Consider the following 22,333-nt stretch of genomic DNA (forward strand, 5'->3'; position numbering starts at 1 on the left):
CGTTCACTACTTCCCGTCTACGACAGCCACCACTTCCTCGCGCGTGTATTCCTTGTTCGCAAGCGATCCTGGCGGCGTCTTTGCCAGCACGGCGTCAAGCTCTCCAGGCTTCACTTCGAGCACTGGCATGCGAATGTCATGCGGCATTTTCTTGCCGGCCAGCAATTGCTGCGTGACCCAGAATGCAAACGTGGATGCACCCGGCGGAATGGTGACGGACATCGTCTCGTAGCCGGTCTTCTTCTGTTGGGCCCACCACGCGAGTTCTTCCTGACGGTTGCCGAGGATGATGATCGGCGTCGGCCTGCCTGCGGCCTTCAGCGCCTGTGCCGTACCGAAGCCATCCCCGCCTTGCGTGAGCACGCCGTCGATTTGCGGCAAGGTAGGCAGGATGCCGGCGACCTGTTTTTGAGCGACGGTTTGTGTCCAGTCGCCATGTACCGAACCGACTATTTTCAGGTTCGGATATTTCTTCAGCTCGTCCACCATGCCGCGGTGAATTTCATCATCGACCGAGACGCCGGCGAGCCCGCGAATCTCGAGCAGGTTGCCCTTGCCGTTCAGACGCTTGGCCAAGTAGTCCACTTGCATCTTGCCCATGCCCTGGAAGTCGACGGCGATCCGGTATGCGCAAGGCTCGGTAGCGATGCCATCGAAGGACACGACCGTCACGCCCGCCGCGCATGCCTGCTTGATCACGCCGTTGAGCGCGGTAGGCGAGACGGCATCGACCGCGATCGCCTTGAAGCCCTGGAGGATCAGGTTCTGGATCTGCTGGACTTGTTCGGTTGCCTGACTTTCGGCCGTGGTGAAGGTGGGGGCGGCCGCGACGACCTTTTGCTTGACCGCTGCGTCTGCGACGTTGGACCAGCTCTTGAGCATCATCTGACGCCAGCTGTTGCCCGCATAGTTGTTCGATAACGCGATTTTTTGCGCGGATGTATCGCCCGTTGCCACTTGCGCCGATGCCGGCGACATTGCCGAGAATGCGAACGCCGCAAAAACCGCACCGCTGAGAACCCTCCAAGCTGGTCTGCCTGATTGCACGTGCTGTCTCCTATCGTTAGTGATGTGATTCGAGCGCGCCAATGGTTCGAGCTGCGCTCGCCACCGTGTCATTCTGCCGGAATTGAGTGCACAGCAGTGGCTTGTTGCAGGGCAATCGCCGATCTTTCAACGCGTGTTCGCCTGCACGACCGTATCCTAAGAAAACAACGGACGTTCAGTACCGGAAGATTTTTGGCGCTGGCAACATTTCCCCTTCACCAACACCTGGAGAAACCTATGTTCGAGGACGTGAGCGTACGACGCATCGGCGCCCATGAATCGATGTCCTGTGTGGAAGCATTGGCCGACGTGCTGATCGATTGCGTGGAAGGGGGCGCCTCGGTCAGTTTCATGCTGCCGCTGTCGCGCGAGAAGGCCGTTGCATTTTGGCGCGGCGTGGGCGAAGCCGTAGTGCGCGCAGAGCGAGCGCTGCTCGTCGCAGAAGATCGCGAGGGACGCATTCTCGGCACCGTGCAACTCATCATGGCGCAGCCGGACAATCAGCCGCATCGCGCGGATATTGCCAAGATGCTGGTGCATCGCATGGGTCGCCGCAGAGGCATTGCGCAACAGCTCATGACGGCTGTCGAAGAAACCGCGCGTGAGGAAGGCAAGTCGGTGCTCGTGCTCGATACGGTCACCGGCGGCGATGCCGAGCGGCTCTACGCGCGGGCAGGCTGGCAGCGCGTTGGCGTTGTGCCGAAGTACGCGCTGATGCCGGACGGCGCGTTTTGCAGCACGACCTTCTATTACAAGCACGTTTGAGCGAAGGGGCTCATTCGTCTCAACCGCCTGTCACCGACTGCCCATCCATCCCCGCTTTCTCCGCCAGCCAGGCCCGGAACGTCTTGACCTTCTCGACGTTCCTGTCGCTCGTCCTGAACGATACAAAATGCGTCTCGCGCATGAACGGCTTGAAGTACCCGGCGCCGAACTCCACCAGTTCTCCACGCGCAAATTCGCGCTCGGCGAGGCGCGTGGTTTCGAGCGCCATGCCCATGCCATCGACCGCTGCGGAAATCGCCAGCGCACCGCGATCGAACGATGGCCGCGGCTTGTTCGGAAACTCCACGCCGTTGAGCACGAACCAGTCGCGCCACGTGACCCGGCTCAATTGTGAATCGATCAGCGTAAAGGCCCTGGCCTGCTCCTCGAGCGATATGTCGTCGCGCAACATCGCGGGCGAGCACATCGGAACAATGCGTTCGGCCCCGAGCGCATCGACCTGCAATCCCGGACGCTCGATCGCCGCGCCGTAGGAGATCGCGACATCGACTTCATGCAGACGTGTGAGGTCCACCGGCTCCGCGCCCGAAGAAAGCCTGATCGTGATGTCCGTGTGCGCCTGCATGAACATGGGCAAGCGCGGACCCAGCCATTTCACAGCAAGACTCGGTGCGCAATGCACGGCGAGCACCTGCGCCTGGGGCGCGAGCGCAACTTCGCTGCAGGCGTTTTCAATGACATCGAACACGCGGCCGAGGCTGTCGAACAATCGCCGTCCTTCCGCCGTCGTCTCGACCCGGCGGTTACGCCGGTGAAACAGCGGCACGCCGAAATAGGCTTCCAGTTCCTTCACCTGATGGCTGATGGCCGATTGCGTGAGATGCAATTCCTCTGCAGCAAGCGTGAAGCTTTCAAGCCGTGCCGCTGCTTCGAACGCGCGCAACAGCACGAAATTGGGGATGCGTCGCATGCCTGGGCGTCTCCGTTTTTGTAATGGTTTTCATCGATACATGAATGGGGTTCATCTTTGTATGAACAGTCATCGTTTGTCAACAACCGCTGCAAAGCCGACAGTAGAACCCTGTAAAGCAACTTGATGATTCAACAGGAGAAAGCAAATGGCGGCAGTCATGGAAGCGGGTTCGGAAGTCGTGGAAAAGATCGTGAAGGACGGCAAGGTATCGATCTATCAGCCGGAACAAGAGGGTCTGATCTTCCCGGACTTGCCCGTGTTTTCGGACCCGGCGGCGCATCGGCAACATTTGAAGGAGCGACTTGTCGGCGCATGCAGGGCATTCGCGCTGCAGGGCTTCGACTATGGGTTCGCCGGGCATCTGACGGTGCGCGATCCGGAAAATCCAGGCCTGTACTGGACCAATCCGATGGCCATCCACTTCTCGCAAGTGAAGGTCTCGAACCTGATCTGCGCGGACCATGAAGGGCGCGTGGTGGAGGGCAATCATGCGATCAACCGCGCTGGCTTCGTCCTGCACGCAGCGGTGCACGAGATGCATCAGGACATCGTGGCAATGTGCCATGCGCACACGGTCTACGGCACGGCCTACGCCTCTCTCGGCAAGAAGCTCGAGCCGATCACGCAGGACGCGGCTGCGTTCTTCGAGGACCACGTTGTGATTGGCGATGAAGCCGGACAAGTCGCGGTGGAGAAAAAGGCGGGCCACAAGGTGGCAAATGCGTTCAAGGGCGTGAAGGCGGCGATTCACCAGAACCACGGGTTGCTGACGGCAAGCCGGCACAGCATAGAAGCTGCAGCCTTCTGGTTTATCGCGCTGGAACGCTGCTGCCAGCAACAGCTTCTCATCGATGCAACCGGCATCACGCCGAAGCTCGTCACGCCGGACCGGGCGCGCTATAGCCGCGAACACGTGGGCAGCGAGTACATCGGCTGGCTGCATTTCCAGACGATCTGGAACGACCTCGTGGCAACCCAGCCGGACATGTTCGACTGAAACGTTTCAACGCACAAGCACAAGAAGTGCAGGACGACACGGCCACCCAGAAAGGCCGGCGTCCCGCTCCAATCCGCCCCAGGAGACAAGCATGATTCCCGCCAGTACGGTTTCCCTCAGCAAACGCGACGAAGCCGCCACGTTTGCGAAGATCACGTGGCGACTATTGCCATTCCTGTTTCTCTGCTATCTCTGCGCGTATCTGGACCGCATCAACGTTGCCTTTGCAAAGCTGCAGATGCTCAAGGACCTGAATTTCAGCGACGCCGTCTACGGCGCCGGTGCGGGTGTTTTCTTCGTGGGTTATCTGCTGTTCGAGGTGCCGAGCAATCTGCTCTTGCTTCGCGTCGGCGCGCGCCGATGGATCGCACGGATCATGATCACGTGGGGCATCATCTCGGCGGGCATGATGTTCGTGACCACGCCCATGAGCTTCTACATCATGCGCTTTCTGCTGGGCGTGGCTGAAGCGGGGTTCATTCCGGCCATCCTGTTCTATCTGACCTACTGGTTTCCGGCATCGCGGCGCAGCAAGGTGACCGCGCTGTTCATGACCGGCATTCCGATGTCCGGCGTTGTCGGTGGTCCGCTTTCGGGCTGGATCATGACTCACATGGGCGGCGTCCACGCTCTTGCAGGCTGGCAATGGCTGTTCGTTCTCGAAGGCATCCCCACGGCCTTGCTTGGTCTCATCGCGCTCTTCTATCTCAACGATAAAGTCAGCGACGCCCGCTGGCTCAGCGCGCCGCAACGCGCATTTCTGGAACGCGCGCTCAATGAAGAACGCTCGCCTGATCTGCTGCATTCGGTGAAAGACGGCCTGATGCATCCGAAGGTCCTGCTGCTGAGCCTGATCTACTTCTTCTTCACGATGGGCCTCTACGGTGTGAGCTTCTGGTTGCCCACGCTGATCAAGGCGAGCGGCGTGCAGAACACGCTGGATATCGGATTGTTGAGCGCCATCCCCTATGCCGCGGCAGCAATCGCGATGGTGCTGGTCAGCCATTCATCCGACCTGCGCGGCGAGCGCCGCTGGCATCTTGCTTTGCCGGGGATCATCGGTGCGGCAGGTTTGTACTTCAGCGTGTCCTACGCCCATTCCACGCCGATCGCGATGGTCGCGCTGACCATCGGGACCATGGGCGTCATGACCACGATCTCGCAATTCTGGGTACTGCCGCCGGCCATCCTCAGCGGAGCGGCAGCGGCGGCGGGACTTGCCGTTGCGAACTCGGTAGGCAGCATCTCGGGCGTCGTCAGTCCCTATGTGATCGGGCTGATCCAGACCGCGACGGGATCGACCGGCAATGGCGTGCTGGGACTCGCGGTAAGCCTCGTGATAGGCAGTGTGCTGGTCTTCACGGTGCCCGCAAAACTGGTGAACGTTCGCCGGCGGGAAACGCCGCCGAGCGCTCGACCGGTGCTCGATGCCAGTCCTCAGACGCGAACATGAGCGGACGCGTTGCCGGCGTCGTCGGCCAGCACTTCGCCCAGGCGCCTGACGAGGTTTTCGCGGGCGCGATGCGTGTGCAGATTGGTCAGTTCGACGGCGGCGGCTGCGTCGCCGGCGGTGATCGCGTCGAAGATCGCCGCGTGTTCGTCCCAGATGGATTTGCGTTGCGCCGACGACTGCAGCACCGCGCCCATCACGCGGCGCAAGTGAACCCAGTGGAGATGCGCGGTCTGTTCGATCAGCGGATTGCCCGAAGCGCGGTAGATGGCGGAGTGGAAGGCCCAGTCCGCATCGATCATTGCTTTGACGTCGTCACCTTTCGATGCACGCCGGCCCTTCGAGATCAGCGTCTTGTCGAGCACCGCGCCGCGTTGCGCCGCAAGGCTTGCCGCGAGCGAGTCGAGCGCGCCGCGGATCTCGTAGAGATGCGCGATCCAGGTGGCGTCTAGCGGCGCGACGAGCAGGCCGCGACCCGGTGCGTCCTGGACGAGACCGTCTTTTTTCAGCAGGCGCAGCGCCTGAAGCACCGGTGAACGCGATACCGCCAGTTGCTCCGCGATCTCTTCCTGTGTGATGCGTGCGCCGGGCGCGAGGGAGCCTTCGCTGATGGCGTCGAGCAGCACTTTGTAGACTTCATCGACATAGTCGGTGCGTGCCTGGAGCTTCAGAAGTTTGGCGGCCATGATTGCTCTCGTAATTTCTGGATACAGAGTTCAAGAGCGTACAGGCAGTGTCGGGCAGGTGCAAACGGAAAGGAAAATTCCGCGCCCAAGCGTTTACCTGTAGAGACATGGCCGCATTGCGAAACTAATCTTTGGATACAGAGTTCGGAGTTCAGAAACCGATCTTAAAAATATGACAAAAACGCAGTTCCCCTTATCGATACACCCAGCAGAGGCACACATGAACATCAAGTCAGAAAAGGCGGAAGGGCAGAAAAGCAGCGCTGGCGGCGCGGTCCAGAAGAAACTGGTGCCCTTCGGCGGTTACTACACCAACAAGGTTCCGGGTCACGATCCCGAACTGACCGAAACCGGCCCCGGCACGCCGATGGGCGAATACATGCGCGCGTTCTGGCATCCGGTGTGCATGGCCATCGAGCTCACCGATACCCCGCGCTTCCTGAAGATCCTCGGCGAAGAACTGGTCGCATTCCGAGATGGCAGCGGCGCCGTAGGCGTGCTGCATGCGCATTGTGTGCATCGCGGGGCATCGCTGGAATATGGCGCGATCCAGGAGCATGGCATCAAGTGCTGTTACCACGGCATGGTCTTCGACGTCGACGGCTCCTGTCTCCACGTGCCGTTTCCGAACGGCGAAGAAAAGGAAGCCGAGAAATACGCGTGCTCGATCCAGCAGGGCGCATATAAAGCCGTCGAGCGTCACGGACTCGTGTTTGCCTACATGGGACCACCCGACAAGGAGCCGCCGTTCCCTGAATGGGAAGGTGATTTCACGGTAGCCCCGACCGATGAACTCGTGCCCTACAGCAATTTCCAGCATTGCAACTGGCTGCAAGTTCAGGACAACGCCGCCGATAACTATCATCCGACCGCGCTGCACGCAGGCAAGAACGTGGTAAACGGCAAGTATCAGGGCACGACTTTCGACGAGGTCGGCGCCAAGTCCATGGAAGTTGCACCCGACATGCATTTCGCGCCGGTGCAACAGGGACGCAGCCTCGCGTGCGCGGGCGCTCGCCGCGTCGACAAGGACCGTATGTTCGTGCGCGTTCAGCATCAGGTATTGCCGAATCTGAGCCTGCATGCGTACACGTCGGAAGATGGCGCGAAGAAGAAGCTCTTCAGCCGCTTTCACATCATTCGCTGGACCGTTCCCGTCGATGATGAAAATTCGAAGATGATCGGCTGGCGCGTGATGGGTCCGGGAATCGATACACGCGGCATCGGCGATAAATCGCTGGTCGGTTACGAGTCGATCGACTTCCTCGAAGGACAGGTTGCGATGCGGCGTCCGGAGCGCTTCGGCAAATACAAGCTCGAAGAATTGCCGCCGATCCCGACGAATCATCGTGAACGCGAGCACTACAAGGACGCGCAATACGCGCCCGGCGATTACGAGGCCATCATCAGCCAGCGGCCGATCGCCGTGCATTCGCTCGAGAATCCGACCAAGTTCGACGCCGGTCTTTTCCTCTTCCGCAAGATGCTGCGCGATGCGGTTCGCGGGACGAACCCGGCAGCATCGGCCGAAAATTTCGCGGACTGGTTCAGAGCGAACGCGGGCTCGCCCAATAGCTACTGTTCGGGCAACGTATTCGATTTGCCGGAAGCGGAGACTGTCGAGCAGGAAGTCGCCAACCGGCGCGCGCTGACGAAGAAGCTGGTCGCGATCCTGACGGATAGCGAGGCGCTCAAGGGCGAGGAGCGTGCGCAATTCGTGCGCGAGAAGTTCGAGTCGCTCGAGGCGTCGATGAAGGCGTGAAGGCAAAGGGACCGCGCGTGCTCGATTAGCGTTTGTCTGCACGCGCGGCCCGAGAAAACAATAGGAAAGTTCATGGCAAGTCCAGACAGCACCCTTGACCTGATGGTGCGGCAGATTCGCTTCGAAGGCAAAGGCATCAACTCGTATGAGCTCGTCGATCCGGAGGGCGCCACGTTGCCGCCATTCACGGCAGGCGCCCATATCGATATCCATCTGAAAGGCGGTACCGTCCGCCAGTATTCGCTCAGCAATTCGCCGGGCGAGCGGCATCGCTACGTGATCGCCGTGCTGCGCGATGAAGCCGGGCGCGGCGGATCAAAAGCCGTACACGACACGCTGCGCGTTCAGGATCGCGTGAAGGTCAGCGCGCCGCGCAACAATTTCGAACTGGCCGCCGACGCCAAGAAGGTCGTGCTGCTGGCCGGTGGTATCGGCGTGACGCCTCTCAAAGCGATGGCGCACCGGCTGGAAGAAGCCGGTATCGACTACGAGATGCATTACTGCGCGAAGGACGCGCGCTGCACGGCATTCACCGATGAACTGGCAAGCATCAAGACCGCAGGCCGGTTGCATTTTCATTTCGACAACGGCGACCCATCGGCGGGAATGAACATCGGCGAACTGTTGCGCGAACCTGCCGCCGATACCCACTTGTATTACTGCGGCCCTGCCGGATTCATGAAGGCGTGCGCGGCCGCGGCGCAACATTGGCCGTCGGGCACGGTTCACTTCGAACACTTCAAGGCGCCCGAGCGGGACTTGAGTCAGGAGGTTGCGGGCGCGGTGGGCGAGTTCATCGTGAAGATTGCGAGCACCGGGCAGATGATTCCGGTCACAGCAGACCAAAGCATAGTCGACGCACTGGACGAAGCCGGCGTGCCGATAGAGACATCCTGCCGCGCGGGTTTGTGCGGCACGTGCAAGGTGCGGTACTTGTCGGGCGAAGTCGAGCACAACGACTGCATTCTCGGCGACGATGAAAAGCGCGAATACCTGACCGCGTGTGTATCGAGGGCAACGAGCAGGGAGCTTGTGCTCGATCTATAAAAACGAATTCGCCACGGCGGAGACATCATGTTCTTGAGCTGGATTCGCCGAGTGTTCAGACGAATGTCGTTCGGCAATGCCAAGTTGATTGGTGATTCCGGCTGGTCGCTTGTCAGGTCTGATGACGAGCATCGGGATCAGGCGTAGATGATTTCGATGCCGTTGCTGCTGCCTTGTCGTAAGAGTGACCGTGCCGAGAGGTGAGGGCTGGGCAAGGCTTATTTCGAATCCGAAACGTTGAACGGCTTTCCCGGCACCCACGCCCACGTCGCCAAAACCTTCGCGCCCGCAGGCCCTGCGGTCGTGACATGGGCGACATTCGCGGGCATTGCCCAGCTCTCACCGGCGCGGACGACGTGCGCCGGCTGAGCGTCAATCTGCACCGTGACTTCACCGTCCAGCACGTAAGCGAGTTCCGGTCCCGTGGCTTTATGTCTCGGCTTGGATGCGTTCGGCGGGAACTCCGAATTCCCCATGCCCATCTCGCGATCAGTGCCTGCAACAGGCACGCGTTGCAGAACGACCGTGTCTTTGGCGGCAGCCGCCGAGCCGGCTGCGAATGAAGGCACGCTAATCGCCGCGCTCACGACGACCGCCATGTATCGATGGAACATCATTGCGTCTGCGCCTTATCGGCCAGCGACTCGAGGATCCGGTACGCCGCCGTGACACGCGCGCCGTTCGGGATGTTCTTGTTCGTGAGAATCACGATCCCCAGACGTTTTTCCGGAATGAATGCCACATACGTGCCAAAGCCGTTGGTCGAGCCGGTCTTGTTGATCCAGACATCGTCGCGCGGCGGTTGCGCCGGTTTGAGCTGGGTGACCGGCGTCGCGTTCATGATCATTGCAGGCGCGTTGCCTTCCAGCAGATTTTCCAGCGCGACCGGATAGGGATATTGCTCCCAGATCAGGTCTTGCGTCATTGGCCCTGCGTCGAAATAGCCGGTGTGGGTATCGGTTATTGCGCGCTGAAGCTTCGGGTCGAGTTTGACCAGGTTCATGTTCGCCTGGAGGAAGCGCAGCATGTCGGCAGCGGTGGTCTTGATGCCGTAAGCCTCGGACGAGAGCACACCCGGTTTCATCCTGATGGGCGCGTCGTCCTTGGTGTAGCCCTGCGCGTAGTCCTTCATTCTTGCTGCGGGCACGTTGATGTAACTGTGCTGCAGACCCAGCGCGGGAAACAGGCCCTGCGTCATGAGCGTATCGAAATCCTGACCCATGCTTTTCGCGGTGATGAGGCCGAGCGTTCCAATGCCTGGGTTCGTGTACGTCCGATACGTCCCCGCCGCGTACGCAGGTTTCCACTGCCTGAAGTACTGCATCAGTTCGTCGATGCTGTTGACGTTGTCGGGCACTTGCAGTGGAAGGCCGCCGGGCGTGTGCGTGCCGAGATTGAGCAGGGTCACATCGCCGAACGGGGTGTTCTGCAAGGACGGGAGAAACTTGCTCGTGCGGTCGGACAAGGACAGGTCACCGTCGATTTGTGCCTTGGCGGCAAGCGTCGCGGTGAATGTCTTGCTGACCGATCCAAGCTCGAACAAGGTGTCGCCCGTCACCAGTTTCCTGGGCCGCACCGACGCAAGACCATAGTTGAATACATGAGGCTTGCCGTCGGCGATGACCCCGACCGCGACGCCGGCGATTGCGTATTGCTTCATCAGCGGCTGGATGACGCCGTCCACTTCGCTCTGGATGGTGTTATCGGCGGCTTGAACGACGCTCGAAACCGTGCACGAAAAAACGATTGCTGCAAACAGACGTCCTGCTCTCAATGTCATGTCCCTGGTCCTTGGCGGGTTTGGCTGGGTCAAGCTGTGAGGCAGGAGTATCCGTTTTTTATGAGTGACCGACCATCTACGATAAGTTATTAAAGGCAATAGAAAAACTATCGCTAAAGAATGCGCTAATCACGCCGATATGCATTGCAAGGACACCGTTGCTCAGCTTGTCACCGTGATTGCCATGATTCGGATATCGTGGCGCGGTCGGGGAGTGCGCACGTTTTCGAACTAGAGCAGACAGAAGTGATGATCAAGACAAAAGGCGCCTTTGTTCAGGCGCCTTTTTTTTGTCGGTCATTCGGCGGGCCGGCCGGCCAAACGCCTTCAATGCCCGGACTGAACCCCACCGAGCGTATTGAGTTCGGCGAGCACATCGTCCGGCAGCTTCAATTGCGATGCCTGCAGGTTTTCGCGCAGATGCGTGACCGACGACGTCCCCGGAATCAGCAAGATGTTCGGCGCGCGATGCAAGAGCCATGCAAGCGCGACTTGCATGGGCGTCGCTTTCAGGCCCTGCGCGATCGTGGAAAGCGCCGATGACTGGATCGGTGTGAAGCCGCCCAGCGGAAAGAAGGGTACGTACGCAATGCCTTGGGCTGCGAGGTCATCGACGAGTGCGTCGTCGCTGCGCTGGATCAGGTTGTAATGGTTCTGCACGCAGACAATCTCGGCAATCCCTTGCGCTTCCTCGATCTGCGTCGGCGTCACGTTGCTCAGGCCAATGTGGCGTACGAGCCCCTGGCGCTGAAGCTCGGCGAGCGTCTCGACCTGCTTCGCAATCGATCCCTCGGCCGGCGCGTGGATGTCGCCCATGTTGCGGATGTTCACAATCTCGAGCGCATCGAGCCCGAGGTTGCGAAGATTGTCATGAACGCCGCGTTTCAGGTCTTCCGGCTCGAGCGCCGCGTTCCATGAACCGTCCGCGCCGCGAACGGCGCCAAGCTTCGTGACGATCACGAGGCCGTCCGCATACGGATGTAGCGCCTCGCGAATGATCTCGTTGGTGACGTGGGGGCCGTAGAAATCGCTGGTATCGATGTGATTGACGCCTGACGCCACGGCCTCGCGAAGCACGGCCACGGCCGCATCGCGGTCCCTCGGCGGACCGAACACGCCAGGTCCGGCAAGTTGCATGGCGCCGTAGCCCATGCGCCGCACCGTATGGCCGGCGAGTGAAAAGGTATCGGTGGTATTGAGGTTCGACATGTTGATCTCCGTGGAAGGTATGACGCCAGTATGAGACCGATTGCGCTGTTCGATAATCGGGTCTAGATTGCACAGGTCGTGCACTATTTTGAACAATGGCCATGGAATTCAACGATCTTGCGGCGTTCGTATCGGTTGCGCGGGCCGGCGGCTTTCGGGACGCCGCCCGCATCAGCGGCGTATCGGCGTCGAGCCTTAGCATCGCCGTGCGGCGCCTCGAGGCCAAGCTCGGACTGCGCCTGCTCAACCGGACCACGCGCAGCGTGGCGCCGACGGAGGCGGGCGAGCGTCTTATCGAAAAACTGTCGCCGCTCTTCAGTGAGATGGAAGCGGCGCTGGACGTTCTGAACGGTTTTCGCGACAAACCCACGGGCACGCTCAAGCTGAACGTGCCGTCGAGCGCCGCGCGGATCGTGTTGCCGACGCTCATCGCGCGGTTTTTGAAGGCTTTATCCTGACATTCGGGTGGAAGTGGTGGTCGAGGATGGTTTCGTCGATGTGCTGTCGATTGGTTGCGACGCCGGCATTCGCTACGACGAACGTCTGGAACAGGACATGATCGCCATCCCGATCGGGCCGCGCGTGCAGCGTTTCGCGACGGCGGCAGCGCCGGAATATCTTGACACGCACGGCAGGCCCACGCATCCCCGCGAGCTGCTCGAGCACGCGTGTCTGCGCGGCCAGTTCGCGGGCGGCGCCATGCCAATGTGGTTCTTCGAACGCGACGGTGAGGTGGTGCGGCTGGACCCGTCAGGACCGCTTCTGGTCAGGCCAAGCGCCGCGGTCGAACTCGCCATCAGCACGCTGTAGCCGGTGTGGGTGTGGTCCATCTTTTCGAGGGGATGCTTCAGCCGTATCTGGATAGCGGCGCGCTGGAGCCGATCTTGCAGCCCTGGTGGCCACAATTTTCTGGACCGTTTCTTTATTATCCGGGGCGCAGGCACTTGCCGGCGCCGCTGCGGGCGTTTATCGACTTCGTGAAAGCCGAAGGTTCGCTGGCCGCTCCAGATTTCTGACCGTTTCCGGACGGCAGACAGGCACATTGCATCGCACAAGATCAAGCCCGCTGACCGTAGGTCAACCAGTCTCGTAACCGCATCCGCTCTCGCTTCGACCGCGCATGTTGCGCCACATGAATTGCGTTTTCCTTCTCGCGAGTGGGGTGCCTTCGACTCTGTGAAATCAGGGTAAATCCCAGAAAAAACATCAGACGTCTGATGTATATTGCAAAAAAGTTTGAGAAAAGGCTCCCATGCGCTTGAGCGTCGAACAATCGATGAGCGACAAGATCCAGGAATCGCTGCTGGCCATGATTCGCGAAAAAGGCCTTAAACCAGGGGATCAGATCCCGACAGAGATCGAGTTGTGCGAGTTGCTGGGCGTGGGGCGGTCGAGTTTGCGCGAAGCCGTGGCGCAAATGATCTCGCATGGATTGCTGTCGCGGGTCCAGGGGCGCGGGACCTTCATCAGACAAATTTCGCTGAAGCTTAAGGGCGGTCTGGATGATCTGATGTCCGTGACCGACATGATCAAGAGCGTCGGCGCAGTGCCCTCAACAAGCAGGCTGCAGATCGAGAATATCGAGGCATCGGAAAGCCTGGCGGAAAAGCTGGCGTTGGATGTGGGCCATCCGTGCGTGCGCATAGAACGGGTCCGGCGGGCGAACGACGCGATTGCGGCGTATTGCATCGATATTGTCTCGAAAGAGGTTTTCGATTCCGTCGGCAACGATCTCGGCGAATCGCTCTTCGCCATGCTGGGCAGGACCGGCCGCAGGCTGTCGCACACGCATACGTCCGTCCAGCCGACCATCCTGACGCCGCGCGACCTGCCTGAACTGGGCGATGGCTTCGGCCTGTTCCTGCTTCTGGATGAGGTCGATTTCGATCAGAGCGGCGATCCGCTTTGTTATAGCAACGACTACTACAACACGAGCATCTTCAAGTTCGACCTGGTTCGCAAACGTCATTGAGACGCGGGCAGAACCGGGGGACACGGAGGAGACATCATGGAATTCGAGGCGTTGAATGCTTCGGAACTGACGGCTTACCTGCGGGGCATTCCTGCTGTGCACGCGTTGCTGGGCGAGCCGGCGGAACTGGATATTGCGGAAGTGGGCGACGGCAATCTCAACTACGTCTACTTCGCGAGCAACGCAGGGGCTGCTGAAAAAAGCGTGGTGGTGAAGCAGGCACCGCCGTTTCTGCGGCTGGTCGGCAAGACATGGCCGCTTGGACGCGAGCGCATGGAGCGTGAAGTCGCCGCGCTCAGGCGCTTTAGATCGCTATGTCCGCAGCATGTGCCCAAGGTCTATCACGCGGACAGCCAGCTTTTCCTGATGGTGATGCAGCGGCTTGCCAGTCACCGGATCCTGCGGCAAGGGCTGACGGATGGCGTCGTGTATCCGAGGCTTGCGGATCACCTGTCCACGTACCTTGCGAACACGCTCTTCTTCGGCTCGGATCTTTTTCTTAACGCCGACATCAAGAAACAGGCGATGAGCGCAGCCGTGAACAGCGAGTTGTGCGGGATCACCGAGGCCCTGGTTTTCACGTATCCGTTCGAGGACCATCCATCGAACGTATATAGCGCTAAATTGCCAAGGGCGGCGCTGGAACGCCTCAGGCAGACGCCCGCATTGCGCGTGGCCGCGGCCGAAATGAAATGGGCGTTCATGAACCACGCCGAGACTTTGCTGCATGGCGACCTGCATACGGGTTCCATCATGGTCAACGCGGACGAGACCTATGTGATCGACCCCGAGTTCTCGTTCTACGGTCCCATGGCGTTTGACATTGGCGCGGTGCTCGCCAATCTTCTGCTGGCCTATTTCTCGCGCGACTGGCACGGCCGGCTTCACGACGGGCGGCCGGAAGCCTATCAGGCGTGGCTGCTGGAACAGGTCAGCACGATCTGGTCGGCGTTCGCCGCCAAGTTCCAGAAGCTATGGCGGGAACACGAAGGCCGCAGCAAGACTTCGTTCATTGGTGACGATCCGGACCGCGCCTGCGCCGATGCCTTCAAGGCGCGCTTCATGCAACGGCTTCTCGCCGATACCCTCGGCTTTGCTGGCTGCAAGATGATCCGCCGGATCGTGGGCATGGCGAAGGTCGCGGAGATCGCGCACATTCCAGACGACACGGCACGCGCGGCGATCGAAGTGCGTTGTCTGCAATGCGCCGAGACGCTGCTGGTCGAAAGGCAATCCCTGACCGATATCGAACAGGTCGTTCGGCTGGCGCGAGCGCTGCAGTCCACCCACAATCAATAACCAACCGGAGCACGCATGATATCGGCGCCGCTGTTTTCGAGCCTTCCAGCGACCATCACGTGGGAAAACGACAGCTTGTCGATCCTTGACCAGACCCGTTTGCCTCGCGAAACGGTCATCGAAAACGTGACGACGGCCGAACAGGTCTGGCGTGCAATCCATGAACTGAGGGTTCGCGGTGCACCGGCAATAGGCGTAGCCGCAGCGTACGGTTTATGCGTCGCGATGCGCGCGTCCCTTCATTTGCCGATACATGAATTCCGCGCGGCGCTTGCGCAGCAGGCGGCTTATATAGACAGCGCGCGTCCCACCGCGGTCAACCTGAGCTGGAGCCTCAAGCGGATGTTGCAGGCGGCGCAGGCGTGCGATGCCAATGATTCCGCCGCGCTTCTGAACGCATTGATCGCAGAGGCCGTTGCGATCCACGCGGAAGATCAGGCGCTGTGCGATGGCATCGGCGAGCATGGCCTGCCGCTGATCACGCCTGGCTGCGGAGTGCTGACGCATTGCAATGCGGGCGCGCTCGCGACCACCGGTCTTGGCACCGCAACCGCGCCCATATACAAGGCACATGGCGAGGGGCTGACATTCCGCGTCTACGCCGATGAAACCCGTCCGCTTCTGCAGGGCGCGCGCCTGACCGCCTACGAGTTGCAGCAGGCGGGCGTCGATGTCACGCTGATCACCGACAGCATGGCGGCGTCGATCATGGCGCAGGAACTGGTCGATGTGGTGATCGTCGGTACAGACCGGGTTGCGGCCAACGGCGACTTCGCGAACAAGATCGGCACACTCGGGCTTGCGATCGTCGCGCGGCACTTCAACATTCCGTTCTACGTGGCCTGTCCGTCGTCAACGCTCGACCTTCACACGGCGACGGGGCGTGACATCGTGATCGAAGAGCGTCACGACGACGAAATCACGCATCTGTACGGCGAACGGGTTGCGCCGGCCAACATGAAGGTCCGCAACCCCGCTTTCGATGTCACGCCTAATCATCTCGTCACGGGTTTCATCACGGAGCGGGGCATCGTGCAAAAACCTTTCGATACCAACCTGGCAGCGTTGTTCGCCATGGAAGGAGACGCAGCATGACCGAGGCCGCGCTGCGTTCGGGAATAGTGGCAACAGCGCGCGAGATGGAACGTCTCGGCATCAATCAGGGCACGTCGGGCAACGTGAGCGCACGGTTCAGCGATGGTTTCCTGATTACGCCAAGCGGCATCCCATCGGCACAACTGGACCCGGCCTCGATCGCGTTCCTGCCAATGAACGTGGACGCGTCGTCGCCGTTGTTTTCGCAGTTGCGGCCATCGTCGGAATGGCGCATTCACCGCGACATCTTGCAGGCGAGGCCGGAGATTGGCGCAGTGGTTCATACGCATTCCAGCGCGGCCACGGCGCTCGCCATTCACTCACACAGTATCCCCGCGCACCACTACATGGTGGCGGCCGCGGGCGGCAATTCCATCCGATGCGCGCCGTACGCGACCTTCGGCAGCAAGGAATTATCCGATTACGCGATGCAGGCGCTGAAGGACCGCACAGCGTGTCTGCTGGCGCATCACGGCGTGATCGCACTGGGCCGGGATCTCGCGCGTGCGCTATGGCTCGCACACGAAGTCGAGGTCTTGGCGAAGCAATATCTGCTGGCGTGCCAGTTGGGAACGCCGCCCGTTTTGTCGGATGAACAGATGGACGAGGTCGTGGAGAAATTCAGGAGCTACGGACCACGAAGGCCACAGGATAACTGAACAATCAATTGCTTCAAATGTTGTACCGCAGCGCGCAACAGAACCGCCTTTATAACTTGAAAAATGGAGACAGTCATGGCCTGGAATTCAGGAAGATTTGACGCATGGAGCAAGCTGGGTGCACGTACGGGAACAGCGGTCTTATGCGCGGCAGCCGCGCTCTCCGGCTGTTCGAAAAGCGAATCGCCTTCAACGACCACCGCCGCAAGCGACGCAAGCGCAAGTCCCGCTGCAGTCGCAAGCGCTGCACCCGCGGCACCGGCGGCATCGGGCGGGAAGACGAAGATCGGTTTCTCGGTGTCTACGCTGAACAACGCATTCTTCGTCGGCTTGAAACTCGGGGTGGAAAAGGGTTCGAAGGAACAAGGCTTCGATCTGGTCCAGACGAACGCAAACGGCGACGCACAACAGCAGGTCAATGACGCGATCAACCTGCTGAGCCAGGGCGTGACTGCGCTGGTGCTCAATCCTATCGACTCGAAGGCGATCATTCCGGCGGTCGAAAAGGCCAACAGCATGGGCATTCCCGTGTTCACGCTGGATCGCGGCTCCGATGGCGGCAAGGTGACGTCGTTCGTGGCGTCGGACAACGTGGCGCTTGGCACGACGGCGGCAAAGTGGATCGCGGATCAGTTGAAGACGCGTTATGGCTCGCCCAAGGGCAACGTGGTCGACCTGATCGGGTTGGTCGGGACGACGGCTGCCACCGACCGCGAGAAAGGCTTCTCCGATGAAATCGCGAAGTATCCGGACATCAAGGTCGTGGCCCGCCAGGAAGGCGCGTTCGACCAGGAAAAGTCACTCAACGCGATGACGAACATCCTGCAAAAGTACCCGCAGATCGATGCAGTTTTCGGTGCGAACGACGACAACACCGTGGGTGCGGAAAAGGCCATCGACAACGCCAACCGCTACAAGCCGCTCGGCGACAAGGAGCACATCATGGTGATCGGCGCCGACGGCACGGCGCAGGCATTGTCCGCGATTCGTGCCGGCAAGCAGGACGCAACCATTTCGCAGAACCCAATCGAAATGGCGGCGAAGGCGTTGAGTTTCATCAAGGACTACACGGCGAAGAAGGACGTGCCGGCGAACTACGCATGGCCGACCTTGTTGATCGACAAGTCGAACATCGACTCCGATACCACCAAGAAATACGGTCTCTGGTCGCTGCAGGTCAGCCAGTAATCGCCGTCATCGACCAAGCGCATGCGTTTCCGCAAGTGTCCGATGGCGCGGAGCGCATGCCTCGCAAGAGAGATCCGATCATGAGTGCCGAAACGAGTTCGCCCGACCTTTCCGGCGGCGTGCAAGAGGCGCCGGAGAGCGGCAACGTGCCGCTGCTGCGCATGGAGGGCATCGTCAAGAGTTTCCCCGGCGTGAAGGCGTTGCGGGGCGTCAGCCTGTCGTTGCAGGCGGGTCACGTGATGGCGATCGTCGGCGAGAACGGCGCAGGCAAGTCGTCGCTGATCAAGACCTTGTCGGGTGCGTATGAGCCCGACGAAGGCCGCATCGAGATCAACGGCGTGCCGCTTGCACGCGGAACCAATGCGGCGATCGATGCCGGCGTCGCCGTGATTTACCAGGAGCTGTCGCTGATCAACGACATGACCGTCGCGGAGAACCTGTTCCTCGGGCGCATGCCGTCGCGCGGCGGGTTCGTGATGCGGCGCGAAGCCAACGAGCAAGCGCGTCAGGCGCTTGCGCAGGTAGGACTGGATAACGTCTCGCCGTCCATGCGTCTCGGCGATCTGCCGTTGAACAAGCGGCAGCTCGTGGAAGTCGCAAAGGCGGTGGCACGCGACGCCCGCATCCTCGTCATGGATGAACCTACGGCGGCGCTGCAGCGTGGCGACATCGCCAATCTGTACGCCGTGGTCCGGCGGCTTCGCGCGGCAGGGATGGGGATAATCTTCATCTCGCATCATCTGGAAGAGGTATTCGAGCTGGCGGACTCGGCCGTCGTGATGCGCGATGGCGCAACCGTCAGTTCGCGGCCGATGAACCAGTGGACCGAGCAGGAGCTCGTGCAGGCCATGGTCGCGCGCAATCTCGATTCGTTCTATCCGTGGGAGCCGCGCGACTACGGGCCCGTCGTGCTCGAAGTGCGCGATCTGGCGAGCCCGCCAATCGTGCGGCATGCGAGCCTCAGCGTGAGGGCGGGTGAGATCGTGGGTATCGCGGGGATTGCGGGCGCGGGGCGCACGGAGTTGTTGAAAGCGATCTTCGGCGCGCTGCCCGTGACGAAGGGCGAGCTGCTGATACGCGGCAAGAAGGTCAGCATCAAGTCGCCAACCGATGGCATCCGGCACGGACTAGTCTATACCGCGGAGGACCGCAAGCTCGAAGGTCTCGTGCTCGAGGCGAGCATCGAGGAGAACGTCGCGCTTTCGAGCCTGAAGGCGCTTGCAACCGGCGGCTTCACCAGCAACGCAAGAAAACGCAAGCTCGCGCAGGAAGCGAGCACGCGCTTCGCGGTGCGTTCGCCATCGGTCATGCAGATCACGGGCAATCTCTCGGGCGGCAATCAGCAGAAGGTCATCCTGGGACGCGCCACGGCCACTCAACCGGCCGTGATCATGCTCGATGAACCCACGCGCGGTATCGACGTAGGCGCGAAGACCGAGATCTATGCGCACATGGTATCGATGGCGCGCGCCGGCGCGGCCGTCATCATGGTCAGCTCGGAATTGCCGGAGTTGCTCGGCATGTCCGACCGCGTGCTGGTGATGTACAGAGGCAGCATCGTCACGGAGATCGCACGCGACAAGGCGGACTCCGAGACGGTGATTCAATGGGCTACGACAGGAGTAGGCGCATGACGTCGACAGCAGCAAAGCAGGCGGATCAGGAGGCGCTCTCGCGCCGTTTCATCCGGCAGTTACGCAGCGGTATCGGACCTTTGTTCGCGGCGCTCATTCTCATATGCGTGGTGCTGTCGATCGCATCGCCCGAATTTCTCACGACGAGCACGCTCACCAACATCATGGTGCAGGTCTCCGTGGTGGGCATCGCGGCGGTCGGCGGTACGTTCGTCATCATCACGTCCGGGATCGACCTGTCGGTCGGCTCGCTGGTCGCGCTGAGCGGCATGGTCGCGGCGACGGTCATGGCGGGATCGGTGCCGGGGAACATCGGGCTGGGTATCGGTGGACTTGCGGTGGCGCTTGCCGTGGGCGCGTGCGTGGGCGCGTTGAACGGACTCTCGGTCGCGTGGTTCAGGCTGGTGCCGTTCATTGTCACGCTGGCCATGATGGCGATGGCGCGCGGCCTCACGCTCGCCATTTCCGATGGCCGCACCAAGTTCGACTTCCCGAACGCGTTCACCGCGTTCGGGGCAAAGACGGTTGCCGGGCTTCCCGCGCCGATGATCGTCATGCTGGTCGTTTTTATTGTCGGGCATGTGCTGTTGCGCAAGACGACCTTCGGGCATCAGGTCTTTGCGGTCGGCGGCAACAAGGAAGCCGCACGGCTCGCCGGTATTCCCGTGCGGCGCGTGATCTTCCTGACGTACACGCTTGCCGGTGTGACGGCGGCGATTGCAGGCATCGTGCTCGCGGGACGGCTGAATTCGGCGCTGCCCTCTGCGGCAAACGGACTCGAGCTTCAGGTCATCGCAGGCGTGGTGATCGGCGGTACGTCGCTTGCCGGCGGGCGCGGTTCGATCATTGGCACGTTCATTGGCGTGGTGCTGATCGGCGTGATCAACGTGGGCCTGTCGCTGCTCGGCGTCAATCCATTCTGGACGCAATTCATTCAGGGCGGCGTCATCTTCGCCGCCGTCATGCTCGACGCGCTCAGCCAGCGCCGCAAGGTGTGAGCCATCGCAGTTTCCTTTCAAGGAGCATCACGTGAAAAAGATCATCAACCAGCCGGATCAGTTCGTGGATGAAGTCATCGATGCGCTGTTGCTCGCGCATCCGGGCTGGATCAAATCCGCGACCGCTGACAACCGTGCGCTCGTGCGCGCCGATGCGCCGAAGCAGGGTCGCGTGGGCATCGTGACCGGCGGCGGGTCGGGGCATATGCCGGGCTTCCTGGGCTACGTGGGCGAGGGTTTGTGCAGCGGCGTGGCGGTGGGCAACGTGTTTTCATCGCCGTCGTCGGAACAGATTTTCGAAGCCACGAAAGCCGTCGATGGCGGCGCCGGCGTGCTGTACGTGTACGGCAATTATGGCGGCGATGTCTTCAACTTCGACCTCGCTGCGGATCTGGCGGAACCGGAAGGCATCGATATCAAGACAGTGCTGCTCACTGACGACGTGGCGTCGGCACCGAGCGCGCGCAGTGCTGAACGCCGGGGCGTGGCAGGGATGGTGTTTGCGTTCAAGTGCGCGGGGGCATCGGCGGAACGAGGCGATTCACTCGATGAAGTCGCCCGCATCACGGCGAAGGCGAACAACCAGTGCCGCACCATGGGCGTGGGCCTCTCGCCGACCATTCTGCCGGCTGCGGGCAAGCCTACGTTCACGCTGCCCGAAGGCGAGATGGAGATCGGCATCGGCATTCATGGTGAACCGGGCACGCATCGCGGCGCACTCGAAACCGCCGATCAGATTGCAACGCGCCTGACCGGCGAGATCCTTGCCGACCTGAATGCGCCCAAAGGATCGCGCGTCGCAGTGCTAATCAACGGGCTCGGTGCGACACCGCTCGAAGAGCTGTATTTGTTGTATCGGCGATCGGCTGCGATCATCGGCGAGCAGGGTTTGACGATCGCACGCTCGTATGTGGGCGAGTATGTGACGAGCCTCGAAATGGCGGGTGCGTCGATCACGATCATGCTTGTCGATGACGAACTCGAAGCGCTGCTTGCCGCACCGGCGCGTTCGCCTTTCTTTCGCGAATGGTCGCAGGCTTGAACGGGGGACGTCATGAGTATTTTTTCCACTGAACTGCGCGACGTGCTCGCGCGCACGCTCGCCACGCTGCCGGCCCATGCCGAAGAGTTGCGCGAACTCGATGCCGCACTCGGCGACGGCGACCTCGGCATTACCGTGCAAGCGGGATCGGCGGCGGTCGTGAAGGCGCTTGCCGGGTTGCCTGGCGAGGCGACCGTGGCCGAAGTGCTGCTCGCCGCGGGGAAGGCATTTTCGACCGCGAATCCATCCACGTTCGCGGCATTGATAGGCGGCGGATTGCTGGCGGCATCGAAGACCATGGCGGGGAAGGACACGGTCGGCAAGGACGAGGCGTTGACCATCGGGCGTGCGGTTGCGGGGCGCATCATCGAACGCGGGAAGAGCCAGGTCGGTGACAAGACCGTGCTCGACGCGCTCGTTCCAAGTCTCGATACGCTTGAAAAATCAGACGGCGATACCGATGCGTTGCTGGCCGCGATGATCGCGACATCGCAGGAACGCGTGGAGGCGACAGCGGGGTTGCAATCGCAAAAGGGACGTGCGGCATGGGTGCAGGAACGCAGCATTGGACATGCCGATCCGGGCGCTACCGCGTATTTAAGGTTTCTCGAAGCGTTGCGGGAAGGCGTGAAGGGTTAAGCCTTCAGCACGCCTGCCTTGCGTAGTATCTCCAGAAATACAGCCAGTGGACTGCCTTCCCCGAACGCAAAATAATTAAAAGCCAAAGCCTCGGGCACGTGATGTGCGTGACGCATGGGGCTCGTCCAAC

Annotated in this window: 20 protein-coding genes and 1 pseudogene; 15 read left to right on the top strand and 6 right to left on the bottom strand. The window is 61.0% G+C overall.

What is annotated here, in order from left to right:
- Positions 1-6 precede the first annotated feature (6 nt).
- The gene (locus tag AX768_RS19245) at positions 7-978 is read right to left on the bottom strand and encodes an ABC transporter substrate-binding protein (protein WP_062001672.1); all 972 of its coding nucleotides are present in this window, start codon (positions 976-978) and stop codon (positions 7-9) included.
- A gap of 306 nt (positions 979-1,284) precedes the next feature.
- Between AX768_RS19245 and AX768_RS19250 the strand changes: the two genes are divergently transcribed.
- On the top strand, positions 1,285-1,812 hold the full coding sequence (locus AX768_RS19250; RefSeq protein WP_062001673.1) for a GNAT family N-acetyltransferase: 528 nt from the start codon (positions 1,285-1,287) through the stop codon (positions 1,810-1,812).
- 19 nt (positions 1,813-1,831) lie between these two features.
- Here AX768_RS19250 and AX768_RS19255 read toward each other — a convergent pair whose 3' ends face one another.
- Positions 1,832-2,743: a LysR substrate-binding domain-containing protein gene (locus AX768_RS19255; protein ID WP_062001674.1), complete on the bottom strand. Its 912-nt coding sequence runs from the start codon at positions 2,741-2,743 to the stop codon at positions 1,832-1,834.
- A gap of 148 nt (positions 2,744-2,891) precedes the next feature.
- Here AX768_RS19255 and AX768_RS19260 point away from each other — a divergent pair, with 148 nt between their 5' ends.
- Together AX768_RS19260 and AX768_RS19265 are read left to right on the top strand one after the other, a co-directional pair.
- On the top strand, positions 2,892-3,743 hold the full coding sequence (locus tag AX768_RS19260; RefSeq protein ID WP_062001675.1) for a class II aldolase/adducin family protein: 852 nt from the start codon (positions 2,892-2,894) through the stop codon (positions 3,741-3,743).
- Positions 3,744-3,834: 91 nt separating this feature from the next.
- Entirely contained in the window at positions 3,835-5,196 is a 1,362-nt protein-coding gene (locus AX768_RS19265; RefSeq protein ID WP_062001676.1) for an MFS transporter, read from the top strand.
- Here AX768_RS19265 and AX768_RS19270 read toward each other — a convergent pair.
- Positions 5,181-5,879: a GntR family transcriptional regulator gene (locus AX768_RS19270; RefSeq protein ID WP_062001677.1), complete on the bottom strand. Its 699-nt coding sequence runs from the start codon at positions 5,877-5,879 to the stop codon at positions 5,181-5,183. The genes AX768_RS19265 and AX768_RS19270 overlap by 16 nt on opposite strands.
- A gap of 220 nt (positions 5,880-6,099) precedes the next feature.
- Here AX768_RS19270 and AX768_RS19275 point away from each other — a divergent pair, with 220 nt between their 5' ends.
- Together AX768_RS19275 and AX768_RS19280 are read left to right on the top strand one after the other, a co-directional pair.
- On the top strand, positions 6,100-7,641 hold the full coding sequence (locus AX768_RS19275; protein ID WP_062001678.1) for a Rieske 2Fe-2S domain-containing protein: 1,542 nt from the start codon (positions 6,100-6,102) through the stop codon (positions 7,639-7,641).
- Positions 7,642-7,713: 72 nt separating this feature from the next.
- A complete protein-coding gene (locus tag AX768_RS19280; protein WP_062001679.1) occupies positions 7,714-8,688 on the top strand; it encodes a PDR/VanB family oxidoreductase in 975 nt (324 codons plus the stop codon).
- Between the two features lie 218 nt (positions 8,689-8,906).
- Here AX768_RS19280 and AX768_RS19285 read toward each other — a convergent pair whose 3' ends face one another.
- From AX768_RS19285 to AX768_RS19295, 3 genes are all read right to left on the bottom strand, one after another.
- A complete protein-coding gene (locus tag AX768_RS19285; protein ID WP_062001680.1) occupies positions 8,907-9,305 on the bottom strand; it encodes a cupin domain-containing protein in 399 nt (132 codons plus the stop codon).
- A complete protein-coding gene (gene ampC / locus AX768_RS19290; RefSeq protein WP_062001681.1) occupies positions 9,302-10,468 on the bottom strand; it encodes a class C beta-lactamase in 1,167 nt (388 codons plus the stop codon). The genes AX768_RS19285 and ampC overlap by 4 nt, the downstream gene beginning before the upstream one ends.
- Positions 10,469-10,795: 327 nt before the next feature.
- Entirely contained in the window at positions 10,796-11,677 is an 882-nt protein-coding gene (locus tag AX768_RS19295; protein WP_062001682.1) for an aldo/keto reductase family oxidoreductase, read from the bottom strand.
- A gap of 101 nt (positions 11,678-11,778) precedes the next feature.
- Between AX768_RS19295 and AX768_RS19300 the strand changes: the two are divergent.
- The 10 genes and pseudogenes from AX768_RS19300 to AX768_RS19345 all read left to right on the top strand — a co-directional run bounded on the left by AX768_RS19300 (position 11,779) and on the right by AX768_RS19345 (position 22,203).
- Positions 11,779-12,693: pseudogene (locus tag AX768_RS19300) on the top strand (LysR family transcriptional regulator).
- Between the two features lie 260 nt (positions 12,694-12,953).
- The gene (locus AX768_RS19305) at positions 12,954-13,649 is read left to right on the top strand and encodes a GntR family transcriptional regulator (protein ID WP_231941406.1); all 696 of its coding nucleotides are present in this window, start codon (positions 12,954-12,956) and stop codon (positions 13,647-13,649) included.
- Positions 13,650-13,685: 36 nt separating this feature from the next.
- Entirely contained in the window at positions 13,686-14,948 is a 1,263-nt protein-coding gene (mtnK, locus tag AX768_RS19310) for an S-methyl-5-thioribose kinase (RefSeq protein ID WP_062001684.1), read from the top strand.
- A gap of 15 nt (positions 14,949-14,963) precedes the next feature.
- Positions 14,964-16,043, top strand: coding sequence for an S-methyl-5-thioribose-1-phosphate isomerase (mtnA, locus tag AX768_RS19315; RefSeq protein ID WP_062001685.1), 1,080 nt, complete (start codon positions 14,964-14,966; stop codon positions 16,041-16,043).
- Complete coding sequence (locus AX768_RS19320) at positions 16,040-16,702, top strand: class II aldolase/adducin family protein (RefSeq protein ID WP_062001686.1); 663 nt, start codon at positions 16,040-16,042, stop codon at positions 16,700-16,702. Before mtnA ends, AX768_RS19320 begins: the two co-directional genes overlap by 4 nt.
- A 75-nt stretch (positions 16,703-16,777) precedes the next feature.
- Positions 16,778-17,890 carry a substrate-binding domain-containing protein gene (locus AX768_RS19325; RefSeq protein WP_062001687.1) on the top strand — a complete coding sequence of 371 codons (1,113 nt, stop codon included), beginning with the start codon at positions 16,778-16,780 and terminating at the stop codon, positions 17,888-17,890.
- An 80-nt stretch (positions 17,891-17,970) separates the two neighbouring features.
- Positions 17,971-19,524, top strand: a complete 1,554-nt coding sequence (locus AX768_RS19330; protein WP_062002341.1) for a sugar ABC transporter ATP-binding protein — start codon at positions 17,971-17,973, stop codon at positions 19,522-19,524.
- Entirely contained in the window at positions 19,521-20,522 is a 1,002-nt protein-coding gene (locus AX768_RS19335) for an ABC transporter permease (protein ID WP_062001688.1), read from the top strand. Before AX768_RS19330 ends, AX768_RS19335 begins: the two co-directional genes overlap by 4 nt.
- A 31-nt stretch (positions 20,523-20,553) precedes the next feature.
- Positions 20,554-21,564 carry a dihydroxyacetone kinase subunit DhaK gene (locus AX768_RS19340; protein ID WP_062001689.1) on the top strand — a complete coding sequence of 337 codons (1,011 nt, stop codon included), beginning with the start codon at positions 20,554-20,556 and terminating at the stop codon, positions 21,562-21,564.
- Between the two features lie 12 nt (positions 21,565-21,576).
- Positions 21,577-22,203 carry a DAK2 domain-containing protein gene (locus AX768_RS19345; RefSeq protein WP_062001690.1) on the top strand — a complete coding sequence of 209 codons (627 nt, stop codon included), beginning with the start codon at positions 21,577-21,579 and terminating at the stop codon, positions 22,201-22,203.
- Positions 22,204-22,333: the final 130 nt, after the last annotated feature.

This window comes from Burkholderia sp. PAMC 28687 (assembly GCF_001577465.1).
Lineage (GTDB): Bacteria > Pseudomonadota > Gammaproteobacteria > Burkholderiales > Burkholderiaceae > Caballeronia.

Bases quoted from the DNA above. Each gene is read 5' to 3' on its own strand.
- AX768_RS19280 (WP_062001679.1), top strand. From the start codon at position 7,714: ATGGCAAGTCCAGACAGCACCCTTGACCTGATGGTGCGGCAGATTCGC.
- AX768_RS19325 (WP_062001687.1), top strand. From the start codon at position 16,778: ATGGCCTGGAATTCAGGAAGATTTGACGCATGGAGCAAGCTGGGTGCA.
- AX768_RS19285 (WP_062001680.1), bottom strand. From the start codon at position 9,305: ATGATGTTCCATCGATACATGGCGGTCGTCGTGAGCGCGGCGATTAGC.
- AX768_RS19255 (WP_062001674.1), bottom strand. From the start codon at position 2,743: ATGCGACGCATCCCCAATTTCGTGCTGTTGCGCGCGTTCGAAGCAGCG.
- mtnA (WP_062001685.1), top strand. From the start codon at position 14,964: ATGATATCGGCGCCGCTGTTTTCGAGCCTTCCAGCGACCATCACGTGG.
- AX768_RS19265 (WP_062001676.1), top strand. From the start codon at position 3,835: ATGATTCCCGCCAGTACGGTTTCCCTCAGCAAACGCGACGAAGCCGCC.
- AX768_RS19270 (WP_062001677.1), bottom strand. From the start codon at position 5,879: ATGGCCGCCAAACTTCTGAAGCTCCAGGCACGCACCGACTATGTCGAT.
- AX768_RS19245 (WP_062001672.1), bottom strand. From the start codon at position 978: ATGTCGCCGGCATCGGCGCAAGTGGCAACGGGCGATACATCCGCGCAA.
- AX768_RS19305 (WP_231941406.1), top strand. From the start codon at position 12,954: ATGAGCGACAAGATCCAGGAATCGCTGCTGGCCATGATTCGCGAAAAA.
- AX768_RS19320 (WP_062001686.1), top strand. From the start codon at position 16,040: ATGACCGAGGCCGCGCTGCGTTCGGGAATAGTGGCAACAGCGCGCGAG.
- AX768_RS19250 (WP_062001673.1), top strand. From the start codon at position 1,285: ATGTTCGAGGACGTGAGCGTACGACGCATCGGCGCCCATGAATCGATG.
- AX768_RS19275 (WP_062001678.1), top strand. From the start codon at position 6,100: ATGAACATCAAGTCAGAAAAGGCGGAAGGGCAGAAAAGCAGCGCTGGC.
- AX768_RS19260 (WP_062001675.1), top strand. From the start codon at position 2,892: ATGGCGGCAGTCATGGAAGCGGGTTCGGAAGTCGTGGAAAAGATCGTG.
- AX768_RS19295 (WP_062001682.1), bottom strand. From the start codon at position 11,677: ATGTCGAACCTCAATACCACCGATACCTTTTCACTCGCCGGCCATACG.
- mtnK (WP_062001684.1), top strand. From the start codon at position 13,686: ATGGAATTCGAGGCGTTGAATGCTTCGGAACTGACGGCTTACCTGCGG.
- AX768_RS19330 (WP_062002341.1), top strand. From the start codon at position 17,971: ATGAGTGCCGAAACGAGTTCGCCCGACCTTTCCGGCGGCGTGCAAGAG.
- AX768_RS19345 (WP_062001690.1), top strand. From the start codon at position 21,577: ATGAGTATTTTTTCCACTGAACTGCGCGACGTGCTCGCGCGCACGCTC.
- ampC (WP_062001681.1), bottom strand. From the start codon at position 10,468: ATGACATTGAGAGCAGGACGTCTGTTTGCAGCAATCGTTTTTTCGTGC.
- AX768_RS19335 (WP_062001688.1), top strand. From the start codon at position 19,521: ATGACGTCGACAGCAGCAAAGCAGGCGGATCAGGAGGCGCTCTCGCGC.